Below are 24,414 nucleotides of genomic sequence, written 5' to 3'. Positions count from 1 at the left end.
ATAGATTATGAAAATTGCCCCAAATACCGTTGTAAAAATGCATTATGCGGTGCTGGACAACGATGACAATAGCATAGACAACACCTTCGATGATGAACCACTCGAGTTTATCATCGGTACGGGTTACTTAATCTCGGGTCTGGAAGATGCCCTTATCAATAAACAAGCGGGTGACAAATTCAGCGTTACCGTTGAGCCACAAAATGGCTACGGCGAACGCCACGATAACCTGATGCAAGCGGTACCAAAAAGCATGTTTGAGGATATGGAAGTTGAAGTAGGTATGCAGTTTCGTGCTACCACAGACGAAGGCGAGCAAACGGTCATTGTGATTGGTATTGAAGGTGAAGACGTCATCGTTGATGGTAACCACCCCCTTGCAGGTATCACACTGAACTTTGATGTGGAAATTCTGGAAGTGCGTGAAGCGACATCAGAAGAACTGGCCCATGGCCATGTTCACAGTGAGGGCGGCTGCGGCCACCAGCATTAATATCTACTGAGCTTAACGCGTGTTCAATTTGAAGGAACACTTATATTAAGTAAATTGATATAAGCTTACAAAAAAGCGCCTATTTGGCGCTTTTTTCAATTTCTTCAATGGCAGCCAATACGCCACTTTGATCGTTTGTACCTATGCGATATTTAGAGCCATCGTCCAGTTCGAATTCAATGGCTTTAAAACCATGTGCAGCGTAAACCCAACCATCGTGGGTGATCTTGACACCGATGCCGTGACGAAACGAATTGGTTACAGCACAATATGATTGTAGCTCGTCCACCTTGACTGTTTTTTTCAATACCCCAGGACCAAACCACCAGCTTACCGTTCGCTTATCTTTATCAACTTCAAGCGTTAACCCATAGAACAAGTAGCCGATCAGGACCAGTATGCCGATGAAACCATACAACAGTGCATTGTGGCCCAATAAAAATATGGCGAGTGCAACAAAAGTGGCAAACCACGTAAGAAACATCCAAATTATCCAGGACCATTGGGTCTTTTTGTACATCTGCTAAAACACCTTAATTAAAGCTATAAACCAGTGTGACACCAATCTCGCTATCCACTTTCTCTTTGTCTTCTTCTGGTTGAGAGTGATATCGATAGGTATAGGCCACCTTCATGGACACCCCGCCCATTACCTGACTAATCAGTGCCGTTTCAGATAGAATGCGCGCACCGAGGCCTGACAGTGATCTTTCGTAGCTGACATCCTGATTAAAACGGGTACGCTTAGATACAGTTCGTTCCCATTGTAATGCAGCACGCAACAAGTGGCCTCTTTCAACCCGTTCTTGACCCAGCTCCAGCTCAGTCTCGTCTTCACGTCGGTACATAGACAATCCTGGCCCGATATCCACATCTACGGTGTTCTTTCGTCCCTCAAATATGCGATTACCGTAACCAACAACAAACGTTGTGGTGTATTCCCGACCATTGAATTTGTCGACCTCGTAATCTCCGTAGACAAATAGGGAGGTGTTCTTCTGTCCTATTTTATAGTTGCCCTGCGCTGACAGGAAGTAGCGAGAAGCCGTTTCGTCTTCAATGTTGGTATCCGGGTCAACTTCACGGCGGTAAGCGCCGTCGAATTTAAACTGGTTCCGCCAGTATTTAAAGTCCTGATACAGATTGCTTTTAAGTTTAAACGCGGTATTACTGGTATTACCGCGATTGAGCAACACACCAAATTCCACATCACCATATAAAAATTCACCCTCGTGAAGAGCATGGATCTCTTCATCTGACAGCTCACCATATTCATGAAAATCTTCGAATGGATCAACAGCAAGTGCTTTCACGCTGAACAAGAGTCCTGCGCAGTATAGGAAAAAAACGGTGTACTTCACTGAGCTGATTTCTCTTACTGCTTCCAAATTATGTGGCAAAACGGGGCATCTAAATCACGGCTGATCAGAACTTTGGCAAACATCAGGTCACCTTGCTCTGTTTCCAAACCTATGGTCACCTGAACAAAATATTCCGCTTCGGTCTCCTGTTCATAGGCAACCAGCGAAGCCCAGCTCTCGTCTGGAACGCTGTCTTCAATGTATCCCAGCTCTTCGCTGTGGGCATTGAATAGCTCAATGTCCTCAATGGTAAGATTGTCAGGGGCAAGCTCTAAGAAAATATCATAGGCCTGCTGGCTCACTTCTTCGATGGAACTTAAACGTGCAGACATTACATCACCTCGTCTGTCAAAATTGAGTGGTATAGTAGCAAATAGCAAATTTGCAATGCTACGGCTTTTAGTTAGTTTTAACAAAAATACCGCTCAGTTACATGAAAATAGTAAATTTGCCATCCAGTTTGTGCGCTAATTACCACTGGCACCATTAAAGTAATTACTCTATGCTTGCCCTGCAAACTATCAGAATAATAATGATGTGCCAAAGAAGGAAAAACACATGGTCCAGTTAGAGACAATTGATGGTATCGCCTGGGTTACCCTCGACAGGCCCGAAAAGCAAAATGCTTTATCCTACGACATGTTTAAACAGTTGGATAACATCATCCACAAGCTCAAACGCAATCGCCAGCTACGTGCTGTTGTGCTGCAAGGTCAGGGGCCGCATTTTTGTTCTGGGCTGGATGTAGGTGCAGTCATGAAAAAGCCAGCTAACATTGTATCGCTGTTATTTAAATGGTTACCAGGCAATGCCAATCTCGTACAGCGGGTCGCACTGGGCTGGCGCACATTACCTGTTCCTGTGTTTGCCCTGGTACGGGGAAATTGTCTGGGAGGGGGCTTACATATCGCGCTCGGAGCAGACTATCGCATTGCAGCGCCAGATGCCCAATTTGCCATTATGGAATCACGCTGGGGACTGTGTCCTGATATGAGTACTAGCATACTGCTGCCGGGTATATTAAATCATGATCAGGCGCTTTGGCTGGCTTCTAACCCACAACGCATTGATGCCAAGCAAGCCCGCGAGTTGGGGTTAATCACACAAGTCAGCGACGACCCTTTGTTTGCCATTCAAGAACGCCTCACCCGGGTAACCGCTATTTCTCCGGATGCCCTGGCTGCCGTCAAGCATTTATATAACACTGCCTATCACCCCCAGCGCAGAAAGCTGCTGTGGCAGGAGACCTGGTTTCAGATCAAACTGTTGTTGTCAAAAAACACTCGAGTGGCTATGCACAATGGTCGCCATACGGAGCAACCTAAGCCTTTTAAGCCACGGAAAAAATGGTAAGAAGGTCTCATTGTAAGCAATCCATTAGCCACCGAGAATAACATCAGATTTGATCACTTGAGTGTCCATTATGATGATAACTTTGCGATTTATCGCATCCCTTAGCATTCTAATCGGGTGCCTCTGGGCTGCCAGGCTAATCACTGCGGCCTTAGCTTTGAGCTTGCCAGCTCCCCTGCTGGGCATGTTGATGTTATTTGGCTTACTGCAATCGGGTATAATTAATAGTAAACATTTACTTCCTTCTTGTGGTCCGATATTAAAATACATGGCGTTATTTTTCATCCCTGCTGGAGTCGGGTTAGTCAGCTATTTAGAGGTGTTTAGCCATAATGCCTGGCTGTTGATGAGCGTTCTGATTTTGGTACCCGTATTGGGTCTCGTACTGACAGGTAAACTGGCAAATCTGGGCAGGTATCATGATTAATCTACTGGTGGGTTGCACCTTCACCCTGGTGTTATTTGCCTTTATGCGACGGGTAAACCAAAGGTGGCATTCGCCCCTGCTTAATCCCGTGTTGTTATGCATTATAATTATCAGCACGACGCTGCTAATTAGCGATATTGACTACATTGACTACCGTAATGCCACACAGCCTATCAGCTTATTTCTTGAAGTTGCGGTCGTTGCACTTGCCCTGCCCCTTTATCAACAACTGCACGCCATACGACCATACCTGTTACTCATCAGTCTCAGTAGCTTCATTGGGATCACCTGCGCAACATTGATTGCCTTTTGGCTTTGTCAGTTGTTTAGCGCCCCCAGTACACTCACTGCGTCTTTGATGGCCCTGTCTGTGACCACACCTATCACGCTTATCGTAACCGATTCACTCGCAGGACTGCCCGGAATAGCCGCCATCATGGTGATCCTGATTGGTGTACTGGGGGGCGTATTCGGCTTGTCGTTGCTTACCCTTGCAGGTGTAACCAAGCCTCAGTCCAAAGGCATAGCACTGGGTGTGGCCTGCCATGCAATTGGTACCGCCGCAGCCATGGAACATCACCCGGCAGCAGGAGCCTTTGCATCTGCCGCGATGATTATCAGTGCAGTCATCACCGCGAGCTGGGTGCCAATGCTTTTTACACTGTTACAAGGCATAATCAGCTAAACTGAGAAAAATAATATCAATCATCAAAAAATAAGCTGAAATGCCCGCCCCGTTTCAGCAATGCAGGAGCACAGCATGATAGAACAAGAAATAGCACAGATCGAACACTACTACGTGCTGATCAGGAATTACCTGGTGACTTATAGTATGCAATTGTTAGGTGCCTTGGTGATCCTGATCCTTGGATTATGGCTTGCTAAGAAAGTGGCTAAAGGCACAGAGAACCTGATGCTCAGACACAATATCGACGTAACCCTGACAAACTTTGTCAGCAATGTGGTCAAAGTCCTGATTATTATGATGTTCACTATCATTGCGCTGGGTAAAATTGGCATCAGTGTTACCCCGTTTGTTGCTGCAATTGGTGCTGCCTCACTCGGTGCCGGCCTGGCCGTTCAGGGTATGTTATCTAACTATGGTTCTGGATTAGCAATTATTGCCACCCGTCCGTTTGTAGTGGGTGACACCATTGCCGTCAAAGGGGTTTGCGGCCAGGTTAAAAGTATCGAGCTAGGCCACACAATCCTGATCAATGAAGAAAAGGTCGAGATCACCATTCCCAATAAACATATTATTGGTGAAATAATGCAAAACTCCTTTGCTCACTCCCTGGTCAAAGGAGAAATAGGCATCGCTTATAGTGCCAGCGCAGACAGAGCCATCGCCATCATCAATGAGATTTTGTCAGATAATGACGCCGTGGCCGACACCCCACAAGCTCAGGTTGGCATAGAAGCGTTTGGCGACAGTGCCGTTATCATTAGCTACCGCTACTGGGTGCCCACGACACAGATAATCGAACATAAACTAGCCATCAATGGCGCCATTTATGCCGCGATCCAGGCTGCTGACATAGAAATTCCGTTCCCGCAGCGGGTTGTCACGCTAAAAGAAAAGCCTGCTTCTGCCGATTGATCCTGGTTGTTTTTCACTCTATGCTGTCAATGTTTTGTTTACAAAACATACAACATGTAAAACGGAGTGATTTATGAACACAAAAAATTAGTAAGGCTATGCTGTGCCGCAGGCCTGCAACTCATTGCAGTACACAGCTGGGCTCAGGCCGATACCGCCAACTATGACTGCAGCGCGCTCGCCGAATGGTCCAGTTCAACGGTGTACCGCAAAGGGGATCAGGTGCGTGCTCAGGCTCAAGCTTATGAGGCAAAATGGTTCAATCAAAATGAGCGACCCGCGAATAATTCCGATACCTTTGACGTATGGCGACAACTTGGCCAGTGCATCAGCGGCAACGCCCCCGTGGTTACCCTGGTAAGCCCCCAGGATGGTGCTGTGTTGAACAAAAATGACAGCGCTGTTTTTGCTGCAAATGCCAGTGATCAGGATGGCGATCTCGCCCAGGTTGAGTTTTTTGTCAACGACATCAGCGTCGGTATACTCAGCCAGCCTCCTTATCAGCTTACCTGGTTTGCACAGCTGGGCATGCACACAGTGAGCGCAGTGGCAGTAGACGCTAAAGGAAACCTCAGTACACCTGCAACAGCAGGCATTACGGTGCGAGATGACAACGGCAATGTACCACCCGCTCTCACCATTGATACACCGACAAATAACCAAACATTTAAAGTTGGCGATACCGTTAGCCTTGCTGTGCAGGCCACTGACACTGATGGCCAGGTTGTGCAGGTCGAAATGTGGCGAGATGCTCAGCGTCTGACAACACTCAGTAGCCCACCTTTTCGCCATGATTTTGTGACCGTGAGTCCCGGCAACAAACAGCTCAGAGTCATTGCACAAGACGACAAAGGCGCAACCGCTGAAGCCAGTGTGACCATTGAGGTGAGCGCTGCAAGCTCAGGTGGCTGCGCAGGTCTGAGCACTTATCGAGCCGGTCAAAGCTATCAAAGTGGTGAGCTGGTAGCACACAATAATCGCAAATATCGCTGCGACATCGCTGGCTGGTGCAGTTCCAGTGCGGCATGGGCCTACGAGCCCGGCACAGGTCAACACTGGCAGGACGCCTGGAGCGATTTGGGGATCTGCGCGATCGCGCCCGAAATTAGCTTTACTCAGCCTAACGATAATGCCACTTTACTGCGTAACCAGCCTACACAGATTGCTGTCAGTGCCTCCGATGCCGATGGGACTATCTCGCAATTAGAATTATTTGCTGATCAAACCTTACTTGGCAGCACCGTACAAAATACACTGACTGTTGAGTGGACCCCAGGCAACACCGGGCCCGTTACTCTCAGTGCCGTTGCAATCGATAACGAGAGCAATCAGAGCCAACAAACTATCCAGGTCACGGTTACCGATCAGCCACTGGTCGTTGATTTAACCGCCCCAACTGCGGGAACTCAATATGTACTGGGTAATACAATCACCATCAAAGCCAATGCTCAGGCGCTCAGCGGTCAGATCTCGATAGTCGATTTTTATGCCAACGGGGTAAAAGTTGGCAGTGATACCCAGGCACCTTATGAGTTTAACTACGCGCCAGCAACAGTTGGACAACACAGCATCTATGCAACCGCGACCAGCACATCGGGAGATACAGCAAGCAGCCCGGCCGCTACTGTCACTGTCATTACGCCACCGGTTGGCAAAACCCATAAACTCATAGGCTACTGGCACAACTTTGTAAATCCGGCTGGCTGCCCTATTCCATTGGATCAGATCTCCGACGCCTGGGACATCATTGACATTGCCTTTGCAGAAAACGATCGTTCCTCTAATGGTACGGTTCACTTCAAGCCCTTTGAAAAGGACATTCGCTCTAACTGCCCACCCATCGATCCCGCTAAATTCAAAACCGATATGCAGGCACTACAGGCCCAGGGCAAAATTTTTGTGCTCAGCCTGGGTGGCGCTGAAGGCACCATTACGCTGAACACAGATGCTGATGAAGCAAATTTTGTAAGCACTCTTACTGCAATCATTCAGGAGTGGGGATTTGATGGTCTGGATATTGACCTGGAAAGTGGCTCTAATTTGTTGCATGGCTCACAAATACAAGCCCGCCTGCCCAGAGCAATTAAGCAGATAGAGCAGAATATCGGTGGTGATATGGTGCTCACCATGGCGCCGGAACATCCTTACGTTCATGGCGGTATGATAGCCTACTCCGGCATTTGGGGCGCATACATTCCATTGATCAACGAACTCAGAGACACGCTGGACTTACTGCATGTGCAGCTCTACAACAATGGTGGACTGCCCAACCCATACGAGCCAGGCAGCGCACCGGAAGGCTCAGTCAATATGATGGTCGCACACGCCAAAATGCTGATTGAAGGGTTCGACCTGGCCGATGGTAGCCGCTTTATGCCGCTTAGGGATGACCAAGTTGCCATTGGCCTGCCATCCGGCCCGCAATCCGCCAACTCTGGTCAGGCTCCCATTGCCAATATCATCGCGGCGCTGGATTGCCTCACCAAGGGCACCCAATGCGGTACCATAGTGCCCAGTCATAACTACCCTGCTTTTGGGGGTGTTATGACCTGGTCTATCAACTGGGATAAATTCGATGGCTACAACTTCTCAGTACCTGTTGGTAACAAACTCACCGAAATGAATCAGGGTCGATAAACACCTGACCACAGGGTAACGGCGACCTCCTGCCCGTTACCCTTCTCTCGTTGTTTTTCTTGGCATTTTGCTGCTGGCAGATTAGCAGAATTAGCGCTAAGGTGAGGGTTATCCGGTTAACACCCATTATATTCAAGGAGATCACATGAGTAACAACACCTATACGCCTCCTAAGGTGTGGACACACCAGCCCAGTAGCGATAATAAATGGGCCAATATTAATAGCCCTGAATCAGGTGCCAGATATGAACAGGCACTGCCCGTCGGCACACACCCTTTGCAGCTTTACTCGCTTGGTACACCAAACGGCCAAAAGGTGACTATTTTGCTGGAAGAATTGCTGGCCCTTGGGGTAGCCGAAGCCGAATACGATGCACACCTGATCAATATTGGAGAAGCTGAACAATTCTCGTCTGGTTTTGTTGCCGTCAATCCAAACTCTAAAATTCCTGCCCTGGTCGATAAATCAGGTGAAACAAAGGTCAATGTCTTTGAATCTGCGTCTATTCTCGTTTATTTGGCCGAAAAGTTTGGTCAGTTTCTCCCGTCTTCTGGAGTACAAAGAACAGACACCCTGAACTGGTTATTCTGGGCACAAGGCTCAGCCCCATTTTTGGGAGGCGGGTTTGGCCACTTTTACGCCTATGCGGACGACAAACAAGAATACCCCATCAACCGCTTTGCTATGGAAGCCAAGCGCCAGCTGGATGTATTAGACAAACGGCTGGCACACCACCAATATGTTGCAGGCGATCACTACAGTATTGCCGATATGGCTATCTGGCCCTGGTATGGCAATCTGGCCCTGGGCAAACTCTATGATGCCGGTGAATTTTTACAGGTTGAGCAGTATACGCATGTGGTACGCTGGGCTAAACAGATTGAATCTCGCCCGGCCGTACAACGTGGCAGGATAGTCAACCGGACCTTTGGCGAACCACAGGAGCAACTCCCCGAGCGCCACAGTGCAGCAGATATTGACGCTGTACTGAATCAGTAAACAGGTCCTTTCAGGGCAAGCGCGCGTCCCGCTCCCTTGCCTTTTTATCGCCTTGCCATTCCTTTCTCCGAGTGCTCCGACACCTCACGCTCAATGTGATAAGAGCAACCCCTCAAAGTACGTGACAACCCACAAATATAAATGACAATAATTTTTATTTGTGTTTTTATGTATAGATTAGATACCGATGCCTGTGCCCGTACCCTATGTTACTGACGAGGAGCCCTTAATGCTGCAATCTTATCCTGTATTGAATGACACCACCAGCTTGCTTGAAAATGCACTCGCCCCATGGCAAACAGCAATCACCAAAGGCAACCACGCTTTTGAAAGCCAGTCATTTTATTTAGCAAGAGATCAGTATCACAGTGCCCTCTATCTGGTCAGCAATTTAATCGAGTATTTTACTCATCAATACGATAGCCAGCTTCAGGAAGAAGCATTAGCACATTGCTGTCCAGCTTTTGTTGTGGCTGCACATAATCTGGCCGACTGCTATCTCGCCCTCTCAGAACCACACAAAGCTTGTGAACAGCTTATCAATGTGCACCTCTGTCTCACCCAGCTTTGCGACCATGCTAATCCCCAGATAGCGATGACTGCGATGCGTCATAGTCTGAGAACACGCGAGGAGCTAATACGGTTTATTAATTCCCATGAAGCAAACACCACCTTGGTTAGCTGGGCTACTCAGGTGCTGGATGCACCACATTCAACGACTCATTTTCATTAACCAAAAGGAGAGAAGTATGGCGTTTACTCTGCCTGCATTACCTTATGCCTATGAGGCACTCGAACCGCATATCGATAGTAAAACGATGGAAATTCATCATACCTTGCATCACCAGACGTATGTCAACAAAGCCAATGCTGCACTCGCAGGGAGCGAGTTTGAGGATCAAACAAGTATCGAATTGCTCACCCATATTCGCGATCTGCCCGAAGCATTGCGCGGCGCCGTGCGTGACCACGTTGGTGGCCACAATAACCACTCTTTATTCTGGGAGATCATGTCACCACAGGGCGGACACTTGCATCAGGGCACGCTATCCGACGCGATTAACCATGCATTTGGTGACTTTGAGGCCTTTAAAGCCCAGTTTACACAAGCCGCTGTAAGCCGCTTTGGCAGTGGCTGGGCCTGGTTGGTGGTTAACGATCAGAAGCGCCTGGAGGTAACCAGTTCACTGAATCAGGACAGTCCGTTCATGGACGGACTGACGCCCATTTTAGGCTTGGATGTCTGGGAGCACGCTTATTATCTGAAATATCAAAACCGCAGACCTGAGTATATTGAAGCATTTTATAAGGTGATCTACTGGCAGGAAGTGGAACGCCGCTTTATCGCCGCCGTTGAATAAATCACACAGACAAAAAAGCCAACGTAAGAACGCTGGCTTTTTTACCGGTGGCGCAGTTAAGGTTTTTGCGCCGCAATTGGCCCATGCGACAAATCAACATGCGGGTTCTGCCCGCGTTGCCTGAGCAGGTGATCCATCAAGGTGATTGCCATCATGGCTTCTGCAATAGGAATCGCGCGGATCCCAACACAAGGATCGTGACGGCCTTTAGTGATCATTTCGACCGACTCATTCTGGGTATTAATGCTCTGACCCGCAATAGTGATACTTGAGGTCGGCTTAAGTGCGATGGAGGCAATGATATCCTGCCCGGTTGATATACCCGCCAGCACCCCCCCAGCGTGATTACTGGTAAAGCCCTCGGGGGTTAGCTCATCACGGTGCTCAGAGCCCTTCTGCTCAACCACATCAAACCCGTCACCAATCTCCACGCCTTTTACGGCATTGATACTCATCAGTGAATGTGCAAGCTCCGCATCCAGCCTGTCGAAAACCGGTTCGCCCAGACCAACAGGGACGCCTTTTGCAACCACTTTCACTTTCGCACCCACAGAGTCCCCCTGTTTTTTAAGGTCACGCATATATTCATCCAGCGCGTCCAGTTTAGAGACATCAGGGAAAAAGAACGGGTTTTGTTCAACTTGCTGCCAGTCAAATTGCTCAGCTTTAATTGGCCCTAATTGAGAAAGACAGGCATGGATCTCAACACCATGCACTTGCTTCAGGTATTTTTTGGCAATGCCTCCCGCCGCGACGCGGATCGCCGTCTCTCTGGCAGAAGAACGTCCGCCACCGCGATAATCACGATGACCATATTTATGCCAGTAGCTATAGTCACCATGACCAGGGCGGAAAACATCTTTGATTTTACTGTAATCTTTAGAACGTTGATCGGTATTCTCAATCAACAAACCAATACTGGTTCCGGTTGTTTTCCCTTCAAACACCCCTGAGAGTATTTTGATTTCATCTCCCTCGCGGCGTTGAGTCGTATAACGGCTCTGCCCCGGTTTGCGCCTGTCCAGGTCAACCTGTAAATCCGCTTCGTCCAGCTCAAGCCCTGCCGGGACACCATCCACAACGCCGCCCAATGCGACGCCGTGGCTTTCTCCAAAGGTCGTTACCCTGAATAGTTGGCCTATGCTATTGCCTGCCATTGATTTTCCTCATTCCAAAAAAAACACCATTGCGCTTCCCTGCTCACAGGAAAACGCTTAGTCGTTGAAGTAATCCAGTAATTGTTTTTTACTGATCACAAACACGCCCAGTCCGCCGCGTTCGAATTCCAGCCAGGTAAACGGCGCACCGGGATAAAGCGCTTCCATATGTACCATAGAATTACCCACCTCGACAAATAACAGGCCTTCCTCGGTAAGGTGTGCAGCCGCCTCTTGCAACAAGGTACGTGTCACATCCAGGCCATCTTCTCCAGAAGCCAGACCCAACTCTGGTTCATGATGAAACTCTTCAGGCAGGTCGGCCATATCTTCGGCATCAACATAAGGCGGGTTTGCGACAATCAGGTCATACTGTTGACCAGGCACACCACTAAATACATCGGACTGAATGGCAAATACCTGATCCTGAACCTGATGATCATTGATGTTTATTTCTGCAACGGCCAAGGCATCAAAAGAAATGTCCACCGCGTCAACCTGAGCCTGTTCAAATGCTTTTGCAAGTGCAATTGCAATACACCCGGAGCCAGTACACATGTCCAAAATACGAGTGACTTTTTCCGGCGACGCAAGCCAGGGCCTGAACTGAGCTTCGATCAGTTCAGCAAAAGGCGAACGTGGCACCAGTACGCGCTCGTCGACGTAAAAAGGCAGCCCAGAAAACCACGCCTGATTTGTCAGGTAAGCAACGGGGATCCGCTCATCGATACGCAGTCGAAGGTACTCTACCAGCCTGACTTTTTCGCTGTGCGTGAGCCGTGCACTGGTGAGCTCTTTAGGCGCGTCAACGGGCAAATTGAGCAAAGGTAATACCAAACTTACCGCTTCATCCCACGGGTTGTCGGTACCATGGCCAAAAAACACACCATTGCCAGCAAACTGACTGGCCGTCCAGCGTAACCAATCCTGAATGGTTACTAAATCCTGATAGGCTTCTTCAGCCATCGCCTGAGAAATAACAGAGTCACTCATGAGTTGTTCTCACTACTAATTGCATGGCGGCATTGTAACGGTTTTTAAGCTAGGTTTTTACGCTTTTTTTCTTTAAAATGTCGCCATGAACACAGATAAACCAAACTCACAACTGCCAGACGACGATTTTGCTCTGTTTCGAGAAGCAATATCAGGCACCAGTCAGTTCAAACAAGATACAGTGCGCCAAGCAAGACGCCAGACACGCTTCAAGGGTGAAGTAATCGCCGAGCAAAAGAAGCAGCATCAGGCCGAATTCTACTTTTCGGACGAATATGTCCCGGACATAGACACCCATGGCACGGTAAATTACGTGCGTCCGGGCGCTGACAAGTACCTCGCCAAGCAATTGCGCCGTGGTGATTATGCGCCTGAGCTTATTCTTGATATGCATGGTATGAACAAAGAAACGGCGAAAGATGAGCTGGCAGCCTTGATCCATGCCTGTAAAAAACAGCATGTTGCCTGCGCCTGCGTGGTACATGGTATCGGTGAGCGTATACTAAAACACAAAGTGCCTCAGTACCTGGTCCAGCACCCGGATATACTGGCTATGCATCAGGCCCCGCTTGAGTATGGCGGCAAAGGCGCTGTACTAATACTGGTGGACCTGCCACAAAGTATGGAGTTTCGCCGTTAATCGCAATAAGGGCAGCCAGGCCACAGACACGCCACTGCCCATTGCATCGAATCTATCGCTGATAGCGGTATTGGCATTCCCCTGCACCATCCGTGTTCTGAGCGCGCCCTTCCTCCAGCTGCATAACCCATTCGACAAAACGCACTACCTATAGTTTGTTTTAACACCCTGCTCACCAAGCTAGCGACACGGTAACAAATACGTTATATTGCCAGTTAATCTGACTATTTATATTGCAACATTTACTCTCATACCATGAATGAACTTTTAAGCTCAGATTTGAGCATCCTACTCCTGGAGCCGTCCCAGACACAAAGACGGATCATCAGTAACGAACTTCAGGAAGAAGGGATCCAAAATATCGAGTGTGTTGATACACTTGCAGCTGCCATGGAAAGCCTGAATAACAGTAAACCTGATTTGGTGATCAGTGCTTTGTATCTGCCTGATGGCGAAGCTCTGACGTTATTGCAGCATATCCAAACGACTCTGTCTGACCACCATTTGCCCTTTATGCTGGTATCCAGTGAAACCCGCAGGCTACAACTGGAAGCATTCAAGCAGTCCGGGGTGGTTGCGATTCTGCCCAAGCCATTTAACAAAACTCACCTGGGTAAAGCCATCAATGCCACTTTGGATATTTTATCTCCGGAAGAACTTGAGCTGGACTTGTATGACATTCAGGAGTTGCGGATCCTGGTCGTAGATGATTCACGCCTGGCACGTAATCACATCCGCCGGGTACTCAACAACCTGGGCGCGACGCGGATCAGCGAAGCAGAACATGGCGCAGAAGCCCTGTCCATCCTTGAAGATACTATGTTTGACTTGATCATCACAGACTACAACATGCCAGAGGTTAATGGTCAGGAGCTCGCGGAGGCCATTCGTAACTCGAATGAACACAATCATGTGCCCATACTGATGGTCTCTTCAGAAGCGAATGAAACCCACCTTGCCAATATCGCGCAATCCGGAGTGAATGCATTATGCGACAAGCCGTTCGAGCCCCAGGTCGTGAAACAATTGATCTATCAGTTGCTTGAACAAAATTAACCAAAAGTTAGTTAAGATAACCACTCCACTGGTCAAAATTGCAATTTACATTTTGACCAGTACACCTCAGGAAAATAAAAACCCTTAACATTCAACACTATAAAATAATTTCCGAAGCTGGCACAACCTTTGTAATAGTTAGAACGACTAACTCATTAAAGTATCGTTACTAACCCAAAAGGAACCAGACCATGAAAACTGCCACCCAACTTAGCATCCTAGTTTTTACTCTTGGCATGAGCACCAGTTCATTTGCAGCGGGCAACACCAGCGTCACAGCAAGTGTCAACGCCAGTACTGCAGCCAGCCTTAGCTCTATGGCGACTGTAAGCACAGACAGTGGCTCAGTCACTCAGGAAGTACTCAGCGACATTAAATCTCATGTCAGCAAAGCGATTAAGGCAAACCTGATTGAGCTTAAAGAAAGCACCAAAGCCACACTGATAAAGTCTTTCACGCCAGAGCACAAAGAAACACGTCAAGATAAAGGACAATAAGATGCTGAATGAAATAACACTGTTGAGCTTGCTGGTTACACCCGTTATCAGTTTAGTACTGGCATATGGTTCGGTTGAATTGATTAGACTTCTCAACCACAAGTGGTCGATAGGGCGTGCATCATGATTGAGCGAGACTGGGTATTGTATCAACCTACAGTAACTCATGACCTGGCTTGTGGATTGACACAACCACCAACGATTTTGAAGGTCACTCGCTCAGCACTGTGCAATAGCAAATACTTTGCTTTCCTATCCATGACATTACCTTGCCTCTACAAGGGCGGCATGAACAAGCGGAGTGACGTAAAAAAACCCGCACAAGGCGGGTTTCTTAACTAAACAACGCTGGACTTACAGGTCGCCTTCGTTTTCAGACAGGAACTTAGCAACACCTTCAGGGCTTGCGTCCATACCTTTTTTACCTTCAGTCCAACCAGCTGGACATACTTCACCGTGCTCTTCGTGGAACGCCAGCGCGTCAACCATGCGCAGCATTTCATCGATGTTACGGCCAAGAGGTAGATCGTTTACTACCTGGTGGCGTACGTTACCTTCAGAGTCAATCAGGAAAGAACCACGGAAAGCAACACCTGCTTCTGGGTGCTCAACGTCATATGCCTGACAGATTTCGTGCTTCACGTCAGCAACCAGGTCATATTTAACCGGACCGATACCACCTTCGTTTACTGGGGTGTTACGCCATGCGTTGTGAGAGAACTGAGAGTCGATAGATACACCGATCACTTCAACACCACGCTTTTGGAATTCTTCGTAACGCTTGTCAAATGCGATTAGCTCAGAAGGACAAACGAAAGTGAAGTCTAGTGGGTAGAAGAAAATAACCGCTTTCTTACCTTTGATACGCTCATGTAGATTGTAACCATCTACGATTTCACCGTTACCTAAAACTGCAGCTGCTGTAAAGTCAGGTGCCTTGCGGCCTACTAATACACCCATTGTTATCTCCAAATAGTTAGTTTGAGTTCCAAAGTCTCACAATCACACAAAGCTACGTCCCCTGTCAGGTTATGCATTTCTGTATCACTGCGAATTGTCACTTATTATTGAGGCGTTTTATAAAAAAACAACCCCTATACCAGATGGTATTATTTGGCGCTCAGTTTATGCTGTTCCTTCAAAAGGATACAATCGAATTATCCGATAGCAGCCATCTAATAAATTGATGGTGCAGTAAATAGCCGATATGCCGCCCTTACACGCACAAAAAAAGCACCCTGAGGTGCTTTTTATCATCGGACCAGCCAACTTAGTCCATAATATCGTCGGGCATATCACCACGCAGTTGCTGCCATATCTCACCTGAGCGATGACCGTAACGACGCATCAGTGCAATAGCACCATCATGCTCGCCTTTTTCAGCTAGTGCTGTCAGGTCAGCGTAAAACTCGCGTGCCAGTTCACGAGTGCGCGGATCGGAGAAATAGTGGCAACCAATCTTAGAGTACAAACCTTTAAACCCATTGAGGATCAATACATAGATTTTGTTATTGCCGGCACTGGCCAGTTGATGATGAACCCGATAATCATATTCAGCAAAAGCTTCAGCCGTATCAGCCACTTCTGCATGCTTAGACAGAATATCAATCACCGACTGTGGATTAAACTTAATCGCGGCACGAGTATAAATTGCACTAATGTTTGTACGTGCAGACAATAACTGGTCCGTTAATTCGGGCACCTTGTCTTCATCCAGACGCGCCAAGGTCTCAAGAATATTCAGACCAGAGGTTTCCCAGAAGTTATTAACCCGGGTTGGTTTACCATGCTGGATAGTTAACCAACCATCACGCGCCAGACGTTGTAAAACTTCTCGTAACGTGGTGCGAGTGACACCAATAAGCTCTGACAGCTCGCGCTCAGCTGGCAAAATGGAGCCCGGAGGAAATTCGCCATTCCAAATCGACTCTACAATGTACTCCTCAGCAAAACCTGCTGGGCTCTTGGCTTTAAAGATTCTCATTTAGCACCACTTTTGACAACATAAGGTACGTCGACAAGCCTGTGCTTCTGTGCGTAGCACACCAACAGGCTTCTGCAACTCAATAATCCACTGATTGTACCAGATGATTTGCAACTAACAAGGCATATCTGTGTCGCTGTGTAACCTCTTAGAGCAACATGAAGAAAAAGCCCGAAGAAGGGGACACACGATGGTAATTAACCATACTTTTTACCGTGTATTATTGCTTAATGCCTACCCCCTGAACCACAGCGGCAAGCCCCGTATGATAGCGCCCTTCCACCACTGAACGTTGTAGTTGCTCAAGGTGAGTCCACTTTACTCCTTTTACCTCCTGGGCCAGTTGAACCTTAGTGAGCATGGTATCAATGTCGTTTCCACCGCCCGTACCAAATTGAATTTGCGCAGGTGAATAAGCTTCTGTCAAAAACACCCCACCCGGTACCAGAGCCTGCACGACTCGCTGGTGCAGTTTCGCACGCAATGCCTGACCAAACGGCGCAAAAATTGCGATGATGCTGTCCCATTGTTCGCGACCGAGGTCAAAATTTGCCAGGTCCGCCTGAATAAACTCTACAGACACGCCCGTAGAGTGGGCTAATTGTTGCGCTTTTTCTATACCCTTGACCGAGGCATCCACCGCCGTTACGTCAAACCCAATTCTGCCAGATAAACCGCATTACGACCCTCTCCTTCGGCCAGACTCAGTACCCGCTTGCCTTTCAGTTGTTTTACCTGTGCCTTCAGAAAATCGTTTGGCTCTGTACCATAAGCGTAGTCAGATTCAGCAAAACGCGTGTCCCACATAGGATCAAAATTCATCACAGTCTCCTCTCGTCAAGTGATACGAACCATGCTACAACTTAAAGTCGACTTTAGGTCAAGACCCAATAATCAAATGAATTCACACACAAGAGAACCACATGGATATCGCACAAGTTGCCAGGGCCTCCGGGCTCAAACCTTCCACCCTCAGATACTATGAACAAAAAGGGTTGATCCGCAGTGCCGGACGCCATGGGCTGCGCCGTTACTACGATACTGCGGTGCTGGAGAGATTAGCGCTGATTAATCTCGGACGCTATGTTGGTCTTTCTCTGGATGAAATTAGCCATATGCTGCTGCCAAACGGAGTGGACGTAGACCGAGCCCTGCTGCGCCAAAAAACCGCCGAAATGGATAAGCAAATAGCGACGATGCAAGCCATCAGAGAAGGTCTGCACCACGCAGCGAATTGCCCGGCCCCTAACCACCTTGCCTGCCCAACCTTTCAGCGCTTGCTTAAGCTGGCAGGTAAACGCCTGAAACCGCAACAGAGTAAGCTTTAGTACCTTTACAGAGGAGTCTAAACGCAAAGCAAAAGAATTATCTTATCTTTATTATCAACAAGTAGCGTAAAAATATGCAGCACACTGGTATTAAAAATTGTCAATTCCGGTCAGATTAGGCAGCTGACACAACAAGCCGTGGTAGCGTTGTGGCATTGCTTATTCATAAAAGATGTCACTATGACACAATCCAGAAACACTTTGCTGATGAATATTCGTCTTTTCTCTGAGCCTTCACATAAAGGTAGAAGAGCGGACCAAGCATCAGCGCCAGTGGCACAATAAACTGATGTAAGGTGTCACCGGGACCCGTGGCAATATCCACCAGCTGCACCACCCCTATTAACGCAAAATAACCCAACAAGTAGTGGGTGCTGTTACGCTGCTTAAAGGGTAAGGACAACGAGATAAAGACGAATAACAAACTGGTTGTCGCACTACTCACCAGTACTAACTCATGCAGAAGCATCTTCCCCTCCCCGACTGGCAGTTGCGAATGACATAAATAATATACCTGTTGGTGACTCCGGTACAGTTTCCATCGGGCTAACGCTCTGCGTAATATCCCTCAATACTAAGGGACTTAGGTAAAGCAATCACAACTGGGAATAGTGGCACCTATTATCCTGGCAGGCGATACTTACCCTGAGCACAGACACGAACCTTTGCGATATTAACCTACACTCCTAAATATTATGCACGCTCAAAGCTGTCTGGATTATCACGTAACAGATTTTGCAATGACAAAAACAGCGGCTCAGGCAATGCATCCGGAGAAAACCAGCGCCACTGCAGACATTTGTTCGGCTCCAGCAATTGCGGCTCTTCATTTAAGCACTCTCCTGTCACAAACAGGGTGATATAATGTTTGCCATCAGACTCAAATACATCATTGGTGTAATCAAGCTTAGTCACCTGGGTCAACGTCAGGCCAGTTTCTTCTAATACTTCTCGGCGCGCACACTGCTCTACGCTTTCTCCCATTTCAAGGTGACCGCCCGGTGTTGCCCAGGTATGAGCCCCGTGCGACCCGATGCGTTCACCCAGTAAAATTTTATCCTGACGTTTAATCACTACGGCGACACCGACACGCACAACTGATTGCATTACTTTCTCCCTTACTATTTGACTGGCGTGAAGATACCACACTTTGTGCCCAAAACGCGCGTAGTGCTGAAACTTCTATCCTATTCAGCAGTCAAACCGCTCAACTAATCTGAAACCAGTTGCCCAGACGCATTGACATAGCCATAATGGTGGGCAAAAAAAGGAACACCTATGTTAAATAAACTTGCTGAATTTTCTCGCACCCGAGTTGCCTGGGGTGCACTGTTTTTCTCGGCTTTCGTGCTTGAAGTGATTGCCTTGTATTTCCAATATGCAATGGGGCTGGAACCTTGCATTATGTGTATTTACCAGCGCACAGCGGTACTGGGTATTGTTGCAGCGGGCCTTATCGGTCTGGCATCACCGACCAGCCTGCCAGTGAGACTCCTGGCCATGAGCTGTTGGGGTGTGTCGGCCATATGGGGCTGGCTGTTAGCCAAAGAACACATCGCGATGCAAACCACCACAGATCCGTTTGCGTTTACCTGTGACTTTGTACCGAACTTCCCAAGCTTTATGCCATTGCATGAATGGCTGCCGGCCTTCTTCGCGGCGACTGGGGATTGTGGTAACATTGACTGGTTTTTTGCGGGTCTGTCGATGCCTGGCTGGATGGAAGTGATTTTTGCACTTTACAGCATCAGCTTTATCGCGTTTGCCGCCGTATTTATTGCTAAAAGATGAGAAGTAAATGGTTTTCAGACTGAGTAAACTTGCCGAATTAGATGGCTTTGCACTACGTGACAAACAACGTATTAAAGCGTTGGCACTGGCGCAGTTACCCTCTTCGCAAAAGGTCCTGCTCAACATTGCTAAGCTGATGTTACTCACCCCACTATTTATGGCACTGGCATTTATCCATGGCTGGCTATTGTTACCCGTCTTACTCCTGTGTGGGCTAGCTTATCCGCTGCTTACCGTACCGCTGGAGATCCAGTTTGCCAAGCCCTACCTGCCTCAGGCGATTGCAGAGTTTAAGAAGGGGCAGGCATAAAAAAAGTGGTGCACTGCACCACTTCTCTATTCCTCAGTCATACAGATTAAGCGCGGCAATCCGGTCCTTTGCTTAGCTCTTCACACCAGACCGTCCAGGGTTTTGTTGTATATCCACCACCCACTTGTGGAGTATTGGCCTGCGCCAACTGTTGATGTTGTTCATTAAGGCGTTTTAGTTTGCTGGTTTTTAATTGTAGTTTCATTATTCCGCTTCCTTCTTGGTTATTGTTTCAACACCATAAAATCACAAAGCTTTCGTGAGCCGCAAGCTCAAAAAACAGACAAATGTTACAAAGTGATGCTGCTGACATATCCGTTTCACATTATTGCAATTGACAGAGCTTCCTCGGGTATTCAATTTGTCAAACGGTCCAACGAGCCACTTTATTGCTGCTATACTCAAGTGCAATGACCTACTCGTTCGGGTCACCAGAGCTGCTTGTTCCTCCAGGGAGTTGGAATAACCGCTATCGTTTGGGTACTCAATGAAAAATAAACTCCCTTATATCGTAAGCTTCTGTGCACTGTTTGGCGCAGCCTCGGATGCTCACACGACACCAGGCAGTGACAATGATGTATTCGCGCTGTCAATTGACGAGCTAATGGAAGTGACCGTTGAAGCGCGTAAAGTTAAAGAAAACGCACTGACCATTCCGGTTTCGATTTCTGTGATGTCGGAGAAATTTTTGCAGGAGCGCAATCTGAACTCCCTGCTTGAGGCCGCTTATTTTATTCCTAATATTGATGTCACCACAGTAGGAGAAAACTCCGGCTGTACACACTGCGCAAACATCACGATCCGTGGAATAGGTCAGGTGGACCCTTTACCCACGGTCGACCCCAGTGTGGGCCTCTACCTAGACGGTGTCTATTACGCTCGCTCACCTGGCGGAATTTTTGATCTGTATGATGTCCGCCAGATAGAAGTGTTAAGAGGGCCACAGGGTGCTATTTTCGGTAAAAACACCATAGGTGGTGCCGTCACAATTTACACCCACGACCCCGTTTCTCGAACATTTGCTGATGGAGAGGTTACTTTCGGCGCGTTTCAACGCCAAGATATCCGTCTGCGTGCTAATGTTGCATTAAACGAGTCGCTGACCAGTCGCTTCACTTTTACCCACCTAAATCGTGATGGTTTTGTCAAACGCGCGAATGGTGAACTTGAGGGAGGACAGGATGAGTGGGCAGCAACTGCTAAGTTTCGCTACCAGCTCAATCCTAAATTAACGGCTCAGTTATCTCTGGACCAACGCCGGATTAATTCAGGGTCAGCGCCCTCCATACTCGCCGCCAAAAACGATCAGGCCGACTTGCTGGTGCTATACAATGATTTAGTCACCCAAAGTGGCATCACTGAACCCTACCCTGCTTTGCAGATATTTGATGGTTCATACCAAAGCGCTGCTCTGGGCACAAACTTTAATACCTTGGAACAATCGGGTGCACTGCTTTCTGTTGAGTGGCAAACACCGCAACACTGGCAGCTTAAATCTCTGACAGCCTACAGGGAGTTTTATGCAACGTATGGTCGAGACTTTGATAACAACCCCGCAGTCATAGGCGATACTCAAGACTTTCAACGTCAGTTTCAATTTAGTCAGGAGCTGCATATAAGCGGCAGTACCTTAGACGACCGGATTCAGTGGTTAGTGGGCTTATTCCATTTTGATGAATCCATAAAGCACCTGACTGATTTGGTATTCATCGGGGGCCTTTATCAGGCGCTGGAAAGTGTGCCGGGCCCGCTGGATGGTTCACCGCTTGACAACCCCACCAGCATAGGTGGCCCGGGTAACCCGCTCAACATTGGACTGGACATAGACAGTGGCTTTGATAATCAGGTAGAAATCCAAAGCACTGCAATTTTTACGCATGCCAAATACGCATTGACACGTCACTGGTCCTTTCATCTCGGTGGCAGACTGACATTTGAAGACAAGATGCAACAGGTCCAGAGTGATGCTGATAATGCTGGTGTTATTTTGATCGACAGAACGTATCGGACCGAAGGGCAAAAAAATGGCGGGCCGATCACAAAAAGCTGGCGGGTTTTTTCTCCACAAGGCGGAGTAGAGTATCATCTTGATGACAAACAATTCATCTATCTTAGCGCTTCACGGGGGTTCAAATCAGGTGGCTTTAACGGCATTCCCAGCTCGCCTACCTCAGCTCAGCCCTTTGACCCCGAATACCTTACCGCTTATGAACTGGGGTATAAAGCAACCCTGTTTGATGGCTCCTTACAACTCAGCCTGGCGGCGTTTGATATGCAGCATAAAGCCATGCAGCTGCGTGGAGGGCAATCTACCGACGCGGGGCTTGAGATCTTCATCGATAATGTCGGCGAAACCAGTATTCAGGGCATTGAAACCAGTTTTGAGGCGCTCCCCACACACGACTGGCATATTTCAGGTAATCTGTCTTATACCGATGCGCAGTTTGACTCAGTAGGCACGGCTACACAAGTTACAACTGACAGTAAACTCATGCGTTCACCTCGCTGGACAGCCGCATTGGGAATGCGTTATCACTGGTCGAACGCTAATCTTAATGCTCCGATTAAAATTGGTCTCGACTGGGCATTTCGCAGTAAAACCTATAACGATGTCTTTAACACCGAACTTGGTGCACAGGGTAGCTTTGCTTTAGTTAATGCACGCATCAGCCATGCACTCACCGAGCAGCTGGAGATTGCCCTGTTTGTTCGTAATCTCACGGATAAGCGCATACTCATTGGCGGCAATGACTTCACTGAAGTTTTTGGTGTCGCTGAGCATTATCTGGCCCCGCCCAGGGAGTGGGGCCTTTCCCTGAAATACGAGTTTTAAAGACCGAATATTATGATGACACACACTAAATCGTTTCTGCTTATCTTCGTGATGTCCTTACACATCAGCTTGTGCTTTTCGGCAGCAGCTCAGCTCCAGTTGCTCAGTGATGATCCACTGGACATCAAGATGGTGTTTTCAGGCCAGGTTCTGGATATCTCAACCGACTCCAATAACCTGGTTTTTGATTACCTTGCTAAAAACATTCCGGGGTTTACCCGCCCACCTTTATTACTGGCCCCCGGTACTCGTATTGATCAATTGCTACAAAGCACCTTGCCTTTTTGTGCGCTAAACCGGATAAAAACACAGCGCAGAGCAAAGCAGTACCTGTTCAGTTTACCTGTACACCTTTACCCGAGCCACAGACTGTATTTTTTGCCACTAAACATTGAATTATCCCCTTTTCTCAATGCTCAGGGACAACTAACTGATCTCACTGCACTCTTAGAAGCTCATCCAAGAACCACCTTACTGACAGAGGCTCAACGCTCTTACGGAGATTATCTGGATGTGCAACTGAGTCATATTAACAAAGCACAATTGATCCAACGTCCAGGCGGAGACAGCTATAAAGCAACTGTCACTATGTTTGAACGAGGCAGAGCCAGTTTTATTCTTACTTACCCGACAACGATTCAACGCTATGCCAGCCAACTGACGCTCAATCAGGTGCACAGCCTGGAGATCGCCAATAACCCGCCGTTTGTTCTTGGCCACATAGCATGCTCAGACACCCCAGAGTCCCGGCAATTCCTTAAAACTGTTAATGAAGCACTAAGTCAGCTGTACCAACAAGAGCGCTTCTTAGCGTTACACCTGCGTTACTTACCAAACGCGGAAAGAGGTTATTTTAAAGAGCAAATAGCACAACAGATAGCAAAGGCGCTTGCTAATTATCAGGTGACACAAAATAATGGACAATAAAAAGAGCAGCCTTAGCCGCTCCTGGAGATGAACAAACAATACTGAGTCCGTGCTAAAATGCGACTTTTCCTTTTAACTTCGTGAGCATGTTTACACCGATCCCGTTAACCCGTAAAAGCGCATCCATATCCGGAAAGTCCCCAGCTTCTTCACGCGAGCGAACAATGGCTTCGGCTTTTTTCTGGCCAATACCTGGTAACCGTATCAACTCCTCAACACTGGCGCGGTTGACATTCACCACAGCATCAGCAACTTGCTGTGCCTCTGTAGGGGCTTGCTCTGGTTGAGCCATAACTGGCAGTGCGGCAGACAGTGCTAACGTAGCTAAAAGTGTTTTGATATTCATAATAAGATCCCTCAATTTCAGATTCCATTTCTTTGTGCATTCACATCAATGTATATGCACAGTTAAAATAAAGTAAACATCAGTAATTATGTCAAAATTATGTCTGTATTTTTCAGTTGCTTTTTTTTCATACAGAACCAAAACTGGAAACTCAGCTTCCGGGTGAGCACGAATCCTTAGCTGGCAGCCTCTTGCGAGTGAGTATTTTTACCTTTAACGAAAAGATGTAAATGAAGGATGCCTAGGTACAGATGGGCCATACTCATGCATAATAGTGCTTTATTAGTTGTAATTATTAACGAGACAAGTTACTGTATATA

General features: G+C 47.7%; 30 protein-coding genes. 17 read left to right on the top strand and 13 right to left on the bottom strand.

Features of this window, described 5'->3' with window-relative positions; all coding sequences use genetic code 11:
- The first annotated feature begins 7 nt into the window (after nucleotides 1-7).
- On the top strand, nucleotides 8-493 hold the full coding sequence (locus tag ELR70_RS11525; protein ID WP_054014057.1) for a peptidylprolyl isomerase: 486 nt from the start codon (nucleotides 8-10) through the stop codon (nucleotides 491-493).
- 79 nt (nucleotides 494-572) lie between these two features.
- Here ELR70_RS11525 and ELR70_RS11520 read toward each other — a convergent pair whose 3' ends face one another.
- The 3 genes from ELR70_RS11520 to ELR70_RS11510 are packed head-to-tail and all read right to left on the bottom strand — an operon-like array spanning nucleotide 573 to nucleotide 2,186.
- A complete protein-coding gene (locus tag ELR70_RS11520) occupies nucleotides 573-977 on the bottom strand; it encodes a hypothetical protein (protein ID WP_235577054.1) in 405 nt (134 codons plus the stop codon).
- A 49-nt stretch (nucleotides 978-1,026) separates the two neighbouring features.
- Nucleotides 1,027-1,854 (bottom strand): DUF481 domain-containing protein, encoded by an 828-nt coding sequence (locus tag ELR70_RS11515; protein WP_054014059.1) that lies wholly within the window; start codon nucleotides 1,852-1,854, stop codon nucleotides 1,027-1,029.
- 14 nt (nucleotides 1,855-1,868) lie between these two features.
- Complete coding sequence (locus tag ELR70_RS11510) at nucleotides 1,869-2,186, bottom strand: DUF440 family protein (RefSeq protein ID WP_054014060.1); 318 nt, start codon at nucleotides 2,184-2,186, stop codon at nucleotides 1,869-1,871.
- 226 nt (nucleotides 2,187-2,412) lie between these two features.
- On the opposite strand from ELR70_RS11510, the gene ELR70_RS11505 reads away from it, so the two are divergent.
- From ELR70_RS11505 to ELR70_RS11470, 8 genes are all read left to right on the top strand, one after another.
- A complete protein-coding gene (locus ELR70_RS11505) occupies nucleotides 2,413-3,207 on the top strand; it encodes a crotonase/enoyl-CoA hydratase family protein (RefSeq protein WP_054014061.1) in 795 nt (264 codons plus the stop codon).
- Nucleotides 3,208-3,277: 70 nt separating this feature from the next.
- Nucleotides 3,278-3,634, top strand: coding sequence for a CidA/LrgA family protein (locus ELR70_RS11500; RefSeq protein ID WP_082353101.1), 357 nt, complete (start codon nucleotides 3,278-3,280; stop codon nucleotides 3,632-3,634).
- Nucleotides 3,627-4,319 carry an LrgB family protein gene (locus tag ELR70_RS11495; RefSeq protein ID WP_054014063.1) on the top strand — a complete coding sequence of 231 codons (693 nt, stop codon included), beginning with the start codon at nucleotides 3,627-3,629 and terminating at the stop codon, nucleotides 4,317-4,319. The genes ELR70_RS11500 and ELR70_RS11495 overlap by 8 nt, the downstream gene beginning before the upstream one ends.
- A gap of 75 nt (nucleotides 4,320-4,394) precedes the next feature.
- Entirely contained in the window at nucleotides 4,395-5,234 is an 840-nt protein-coding gene (locus tag ELR70_RS11490; RefSeq protein ID WP_054014064.1) for a mechanosensitive ion channel domain-containing protein, read from the top strand.
- A 66-nt stretch (nucleotides 5,235-5,300) separates the two neighbouring features.
- Nucleotides 5,301-7,871 carry an Ig-like domain-containing protein gene (locus ELR70_RS11485; RefSeq protein ID WP_241566374.1) on the top strand — a complete coding sequence of 857 codons (2,571 nt, stop codon included), beginning with the start codon at nucleotides 5,301-5,303 and terminating at the stop codon, nucleotides 7,869-7,871.
- Nucleotides 7,872-8,016: 145 nt separating this feature from the next.
- A complete protein-coding gene (gene yghU, locus ELR70_RS11480; RefSeq protein WP_054014066.1) occupies nucleotides 8,017-8,871 on the top strand; it encodes a glutathione-dependent disulfide-bond oxidoreductase in 855 nt (284 codons plus the stop codon).
- A 229-nt stretch (nucleotides 8,872-9,100) separates the two neighbouring features.
- Nucleotides 9,101-9,604, top strand: a complete 504-nt coding sequence (locus tag ELR70_RS11475; protein ID WP_054014067.1) for a hypothetical protein — start codon at nucleotides 9,101-9,103, stop codon at nucleotides 9,602-9,604.
- 16 nt (nucleotides 9,605-9,620) lie between these two features.
- The gene (locus tag ELR70_RS11470; protein ID WP_054014068.1) at nucleotides 9,621-10,232 is read left to right on the top strand and encodes a superoxide dismutase; all 612 of its coding nucleotides are present in this window, start codon (nucleotides 9,621-9,623) and stop codon (nucleotides 10,230-10,232) included.
- Between the two features lie 56 nt (nucleotides 10,233-10,288).
- Here ELR70_RS11470 and aroC read toward each other — a convergent pair whose 3' ends face one another.
- Both aroC and prmB read right to left on the bottom strand, forming a co-directional pair.
- Nucleotides 10,289-11,389: a chorismate synthase gene (gene aroC, locus ELR70_RS11465; RefSeq protein ID WP_054014069.1), complete on the bottom strand. Its 1,101-nt coding sequence runs from the start codon at nucleotides 11,387-11,389 to the stop codon at nucleotides 10,289-10,291.
- Between the two features lie 57 nt (nucleotides 11,390-11,446).
- A complete protein-coding gene (gene prmB, locus ELR70_RS11460) occupies nucleotides 11,447-12,382 on the bottom strand; it encodes a 50S ribosomal protein L3 N(5)-glutamine methyltransferase (RefSeq protein WP_054014070.1) in 936 nt (311 codons plus the stop codon).
- A gap of 85 nt (nucleotides 12,383-12,467) precedes the next feature.
- Between prmB and smrB the strand changes: the two genes are divergently transcribed.
- The 3 genes from smrB (at nucleotide 12,468) to ELR70_RS11445 (ending at nucleotide 14,575) form a co-directional block, all read left to right on the top strand.
- Nucleotides 12,468-13,022, top strand: a complete 555-nt coding sequence (smrB, locus tag ELR70_RS11455; RefSeq protein ID WP_054014071.1) for an endonuclease SmrB — start codon at nucleotides 12,468-12,470, stop codon at nucleotides 13,020-13,022.
- A 255-nt stretch (nucleotides 13,023-13,277) separates the two neighbouring features.
- On the top strand, nucleotides 13,278-14,078 hold the full coding sequence (locus tag ELR70_RS11450) for a response regulator (RefSeq protein ID WP_054014072.1): 801 nt from the start codon (nucleotides 13,278-13,280) through the stop codon (nucleotides 14,076-14,078).
- A 191-nt stretch (nucleotides 14,079-14,269) separates the two neighbouring features.
- Nucleotides 14,270-14,575 carry a hypothetical protein gene (locus ELR70_RS11445; RefSeq protein WP_054014073.1) on the top strand — a complete coding sequence of 102 codons (306 nt, stop codon included), beginning with the start codon at nucleotides 14,270-14,272 and terminating at the stop codon, nucleotides 14,573-14,575.
- Between the two features lie 354 nt (nucleotides 14,576-14,929).
- On the opposite strand, the gene ELR70_RS11440 is transcribed toward ELR70_RS11445, so the two are convergent.
- The 4 genes from ELR70_RS11440 to ELR70_RS25400 all read right to left on the bottom strand — a co-directional run bounded on the left by ELR70_RS11440 (nucleotide 14,930) and on the right by ELR70_RS25400 (nucleotide 17,381).
- Complete coding sequence (locus ELR70_RS11440) at nucleotides 14,930-15,535, bottom strand: peroxiredoxin C (protein WP_010382361.1); 606 nt, start codon at nucleotides 15,533-15,535, stop codon at nucleotides 14,930-14,932.
- 310 nt (nucleotides 15,536-15,845) lie between these two features.
- Entirely contained in the window at nucleotides 15,846-16,559 is a 714-nt protein-coding gene (fadR, locus tag ELR70_RS11435; protein ID WP_054014074.1) for a fatty acid metabolism transcriptional regulator FadR, read from the bottom strand.
- A 220-nt stretch (nucleotides 16,560-16,779) separates the two neighbouring features.
- A complete protein-coding gene (locus ELR70_RS11430; RefSeq protein WP_241566373.1) occupies nucleotides 16,780-17,199 on the bottom strand; it encodes a class I SAM-dependent methyltransferase in 420 nt (139 codons plus the stop codon).
- Nucleotides 17,200-17,204: 5 nt separating this feature from the next.
- Entirely contained in the window at nucleotides 17,205-17,381 is a 177-nt protein-coding gene (locus tag ELR70_RS25400) for a hypothetical protein (RefSeq protein ID WP_241566372.1), read from the bottom strand.
- A 101-nt stretch (nucleotides 17,382-17,482) separates the two neighbouring features.
- On the opposite strand from ELR70_RS25400, the gene ELR70_RS11425 reads away from it, so the two are divergent.
- Entirely contained in the window at nucleotides 17,483-17,887 is a 405-nt protein-coding gene (locus ELR70_RS11425; RefSeq protein ID WP_054014075.1) for a helix-turn-helix domain-containing protein, read from the top strand.
- A 178-nt stretch (nucleotides 17,888-18,065) separates the two neighbouring features.
- Here the strand turns inward: ELR70_RS11425 and ELR70_RS11420 are convergent, their stop codons facing one another.
- Together ELR70_RS11420 and ELR70_RS11415 are read right to left on the bottom strand one after the other, a co-directional pair.
- Nucleotides 18,066-18,356 carry a hypothetical protein gene (locus ELR70_RS11420; protein WP_054014076.1) on the bottom strand — a complete coding sequence of 97 codons (291 nt, stop codon included), beginning with the start codon at nucleotides 18,354-18,356 and terminating at the stop codon, nucleotides 18,066-18,068.
- 224 nt (nucleotides 18,357-18,580) lie between these two features.
- Nucleotides 18,581-18,994 carry an NUDIX hydrolase gene (locus tag ELR70_RS11415; protein ID WP_054014077.1) on the bottom strand — a complete coding sequence of 138 codons (414 nt, stop codon included), beginning with the start codon at nucleotides 18,992-18,994 and terminating at the stop codon, nucleotides 18,581-18,583.
- A gap of 171 nt (nucleotides 18,995-19,165) precedes the next feature.
- Here ELR70_RS11415 and dsbB point away from each other — a divergent pair, with 171 nt between their 5' ends.
- Nucleotides 19,166-19,678 carry a disulfide bond formation protein DsbB gene (gene dsbB / locus ELR70_RS11410; protein WP_054014078.1) on the top strand — a complete coding sequence of 171 codons (513 nt, stop codon included), beginning with the start codon at nucleotides 19,166-19,168 and terminating at the stop codon, nucleotides 19,676-19,678.
- Nucleotides 19,679-19,685: 7 nt separating this feature from the next.
- Nucleotides 19,686-19,988, top strand: a complete 303-nt coding sequence (locus ELR70_RS11405) for a hypothetical protein (RefSeq protein WP_054014079.1) — start codon at nucleotides 19,686-19,688, stop codon at nucleotides 19,986-19,988.
- Nucleotides 19,989-20,034: 46 nt separating this feature from the next.
- On the opposite strand, the gene ELR70_RS24860 is transcribed toward ELR70_RS11405, so the two are convergent.
- Entirely contained in the window at nucleotides 20,035-20,193 is a 159-nt protein-coding gene (locus ELR70_RS24860; RefSeq protein WP_160317353.1) for a hypothetical protein, read from the bottom strand.
- A 282-nt stretch (nucleotides 20,194-20,475) separates the two neighbouring features.
- Between ELR70_RS24860 and ELR70_RS11400 the strand changes: the two genes are divergently transcribed.
- Both ELR70_RS11400 and ELR70_RS11395 read left to right on the top strand, forming a co-directional pair.
- Nucleotides 20,476-22,821, top strand: coding sequence for a TonB-dependent receptor (locus ELR70_RS11400; protein ID WP_054014080.1), 2,346 nt, complete (start codon nucleotides 20,476-20,478; stop codon nucleotides 22,819-22,821).
- Nucleotides 22,822-22,833: 12 nt separating this feature from the next.
- Nucleotides 22,834-23,748 carry a hypothetical protein gene (locus ELR70_RS11395; RefSeq protein ID WP_054014081.1) on the top strand — a complete coding sequence of 305 codons (915 nt, stop codon included), beginning with the start codon at nucleotides 22,834-22,836 and terminating at the stop codon, nucleotides 23,746-23,748.
- A 52-nt stretch (nucleotides 23,749-23,800) separates the two neighbouring features.
- Here the strand turns inward: ELR70_RS11395 and ELR70_RS11390 are convergent, their stop codons facing one another.
- Nucleotides 23,801-24,094, bottom strand: a complete 294-nt coding sequence (locus tag ELR70_RS11390; RefSeq protein ID WP_054014082.1) for a helix-hairpin-helix domain-containing protein — start codon at nucleotides 24,092-24,094, stop codon at nucleotides 23,801-23,803.
- Nucleotides 24,095-24,414 lie beyond the last annotated feature (320 nt).

The sequence above is a fragment of the Pseudoalteromonas sp. R3 genome, assembly GCF_004014715.1.
GTDB lineage: Bacteria > Pseudomonadota > Gammaproteobacteria > Enterobacterales > Alteromonadaceae > Pseudoalteromonas.
Note: the sequence above shows the minus strand (reverse complement) of the source record. Positions and strands in the feature narration are given on the sequence as shown.

Bases quoted from the DNA above. Each gene is read 5' to 3' on its own strand.
- ELR70_RS11450 (WP_054014072.1), top strand. From the start codon at position 13,278: ATGAATGAACTTTTAAGCTCAGATTTGAGCATCCTACTCCTGGAGCCG.
- ELR70_RS11495 (WP_054014063.1), top strand. From the start codon at position 3,627: ATGATTAATCTACTGGTGGGTTGCACCTTCACCCTGGTGTTATTTGCC.
- ELR70_RS11510 (WP_054014060.1), bottom strand. From the start codon at position 2,186: ATGTCTGCACGTTTAAGTTCCATCGAAGAAGTGAGCCAGCAGGCCTAT.
- ELR70_RS24860 (WP_160317353.1), bottom strand. From the start codon at position 20,193: ATGAAACTACAATTAAAAACCAGCAAACTAAAACGCCTTAATGAACAA.
- aroC (WP_054014069.1), bottom strand. From the start codon at position 11,389: ATGGCAGGCAATAGCATAGGCCAACTATTCAGGGTAACGACCTTTGGA.
- ELR70_RS11520 (WP_235577054.1), bottom strand. From the start codon at position 977: ATGTTTCTTACGTGGTTTGCCACTTTTGTTGCACTCGCCATATTTTTA.
- ELR70_RS11500 (WP_082353101.1), top strand. From the start codon at position 3,278: ATGATGATAACTTTGCGATTTATCGCATCCCTTAGCATTCTAATCGGG.
- ELR70_RS11470 (WP_054014068.1), top strand. From the start codon at position 9,621: ATGGCGTTTACTCTGCCTGCATTACCTTATGCCTATGAGGCACTCGAA.
- ELR70_RS11425 (WP_054014075.1), top strand. From the start codon at position 17,483: ATGGATATCGCACAAGTTGCCAGGGCCTCCGGGCTCAAACCTTCCACC.
- ELR70_RS11395 (WP_054014081.1), top strand. From the start codon at position 22,834: ATGATGACACACACTAAATCGTTTCTGCTTATCTTCGTGATGTCCTTA.
- ELR70_RS11490 (WP_054014064.1), top strand. From the start codon at position 4,395: ATGATAGAACAAGAAATAGCACAGATCGAACACTACTACGTGCTGATC.
- dsbB (WP_054014078.1), top strand. From the start codon at position 19,166: ATGTTAAATAAACTTGCTGAATTTTCTCGCACCCGAGTTGCCTGGGGT.
- smrB (WP_054014071.1), top strand. From the start codon at position 12,468: ATGAACACAGATAAACCAAACTCACAACTGCCAGACGACGATTTTGCT.
- ELR70_RS25400 (WP_241566372.1), bottom strand. From the start codon at position 17,381: ATGAATTTTGATCCTATGTGGGACACGCGTTTTGCTGAATCTGACTAC.
- yghU (WP_054014066.1), top strand. From the start codon at position 8,017: ATGAGTAACAACACCTATACGCCTCCTAAGGTGTGGACACACCAGCCC.
- ELR70_RS11475 (WP_054014067.1), top strand. From the start codon at position 9,101: ATGCTGCAATCTTATCCTGTATTGAATGACACCACCAGCTTGCTTGAA.
- ELR70_RS11415 (WP_054014077.1), bottom strand. From the start codon at position 18,994: ATGCAATCAGTTGTGCGTGTCGGTGTCGCCGTAGTGATTAAACGTCAG.
- prmB (WP_054014070.1), bottom strand. From the start codon at position 12,382: ATGAGTGACTCTGTTATTTCTCAGGCGATGGCTGAAGAAGCCTATCAG.
- fadR (WP_054014074.1), bottom strand. From the start codon at position 16,559: ATGAGAATCTTTAAAGCCAAGAGCCCAGCAGGTTTTGCTGAGGAGTAC.
- ELR70_RS11505 (WP_054014061.1), top strand. From the start codon at position 2,413: ATGGTCCAGTTAGAGACAATTGATGGTATCGCCTGGGTTACCCTCGAC.
- ELR70_RS11525 (WP_054014057.1), top strand. From the start codon at position 8: ATGAAAATTGCCCCAAATACCGTTGTAAAAATGCATTATGCGGTGCTG.
- ELR70_RS11440 (WP_010382361.1), bottom strand. From the start codon at position 15,535: ATGGGTGTATTAGTAGGCCGCAAGGCACCTGACTTTACAGCAGCTGCA.
- ELR70_RS11445 (WP_054014073.1), top strand. From the start codon at position 14,270: ATGAAAACTGCCACCCAACTTAGCATCCTAGTTTTTACTCTTGGCATG.
- ELR70_RS11400 (WP_054014080.1), top strand. From the start codon at position 20,476: ATGAAAAATAAACTCCCTTATATCGTAAGCTTCTGTGCACTGTTTGGC.
- ELR70_RS11390 (WP_054014082.1), bottom strand. From the start codon at position 24,094: ATGAATATCAAAACACTTTTAGCTACGTTAGCACTGTCTGCCGCACTG.
- ELR70_RS11405 (WP_054014079.1), top strand. From the start codon at position 19,686: ATGGTTTTCAGACTGAGTAAACTTGCCGAATTAGATGGCTTTGCACTA.
- ELR70_RS11420 (WP_054014076.1), bottom strand. From the start codon at position 18,356: ATGCTTCTGCATGAGTTAGTACTGGTGAGTAGTGCGACAACCAGTTTG.